The organism is Glycomyces sp. NPDC021274 (assembly GCF_040641195.1).
Lineage (GTDB): Bacteria > Actinomycetota > Actinomycetes > Mycobacteriales > Micromonosporaceae > Glycomyces.
This window is the reverse complement of record NZ_JBFADC010000086.1, coordinates 1-1,247: the sequence shown is the minus strand read 5'-3', so window position 1 is coordinate 1,247 and position 1,247 is coordinate 1. Positions and strand designations below refer to the sequence as shown.

2 protein-coding genes are annotated in these 1,247 nt (G+C 67.1%); both read left to right on the top strand.

From position 1 onward, the window contains the following. On the top strand, positions 1-639 hold a 639-nt coding region (locus AB0I03_RS26770), incomplete at its 5' end, for an NUDIX domain-containing protein (protein WP_360417404.1). Further along, complete coding sequence (locus AB0I03_RS26765) at positions 636-1,049, top strand: NUDIX hydrolase (RefSeq protein ID WP_360417402.1); 414 nt, start codon at positions 636-638, stop codon at positions 1,047-1,049. The genes AB0I03_RS26770 and AB0I03_RS26765, both read left to right, overlap by 4 nt. The last annotated feature ends 198 nt before the right edge of the window (positions 1,050-1,247 follow it).

Sequence of the window (1,247 nt, the reverse complement as noted above, 5' to 3'; positions counted from 1 at the left end):
AATGGCCGCCACGCCTGCCTGCTGCAGTCCGCCCTGCGCCTTACCAATGAACAGTTCGCGGCCCGGCTCGGCATCGCGGTACGGACCGTGGCGGCCTGGCACGCCGACCCGGCCGTAGTGCCGCGCAAGGAGATGCAACAGCTCCTCGACACCGTCCACGAGAAAGCCCCGCCCACGGCACGACAGCGGTTCGCGCTCCTGGTCTCCGCTGAACGCGGCGCATCCGCACCGGGCCCAGCAGGTGCGCAGGCCCTGCGTGTCGCGATCGCCGTCGTCATACGTGACAGCGAGGTGCTGCTCGTCTGCCGGCGAGACGATGACGCAACGGGCCTCAGCTGGCAGTTCCCGGCAGGCGTGATCAAACCAGGCGCCAGGGCCGAGACAGCGACCGTGAGAGAAACGCTGGACGAGACCGGTGTGCACTGCGCGATCCGGCAGCATCTCGGAAACCGGCTTCACCCGGTGACCGGCGTCCAGTGCGAATACTTCCTGTGCGAATTCCTCGCGGGCCAGGCCACCAACTCCGATGCCGTCGAGAACATCGACGTGATGTGGGTCCCCAGAAACGCGGTGACCCGTTTCATCCCCGTCGATACGATCTTCCCACCCGTGCTAGCCGTCCTGGAGGAGCAGACGTGACGCAGCAGACAGCCGATGAGCGACCCGGCATTGCAGCGGCCATCATCGTTCACGAGGGACGCGTGCTGATGGTCCGGCGCCGGATCAGTGAGGGGAAGCTCTCCTGGCAGTTCCCGGCCGGCGAAGTCGAACCCGGCGAAACCCGCGAGGACGCCGCAGTGCGGGAGACCAAGGAGGAGACCGGCCTGAACGTCTCCGCCGTCAAGCTGCTGGGCGAGCGCGTCCACCCGGCGACGGGACGGCTGATGTCCTATACCGCCTGCGAGGCGGTGAGCGGAACTGCGCACGTCGCGGACACCGAGGAGCTGGCCGAGCTTGCCTGGGTGGCTCACGACCAGATTCCCGAGTACGTCCCGTACGGGTTGTTCGGGCCGGTGCAGGAGTACCTGGACGCCACACTCGCCAGCTAGTCGGCCGGCCTTCACGCTGTCTCCTGGGTACGGCCTGAAGGGCGGCAAAGGAAAGCCGGATGTCCTTCTTCGCGACGAGTGGGGGAGGACATCAGCCGTGCCGAGCCTGAACCACATCACTTCTGCCGACAGCTTGGAGTCCCGAGCCTCCGATCCGGCCATGTGCGGGATCGGAGGCTCGTCGTGCACGGTGTCAGC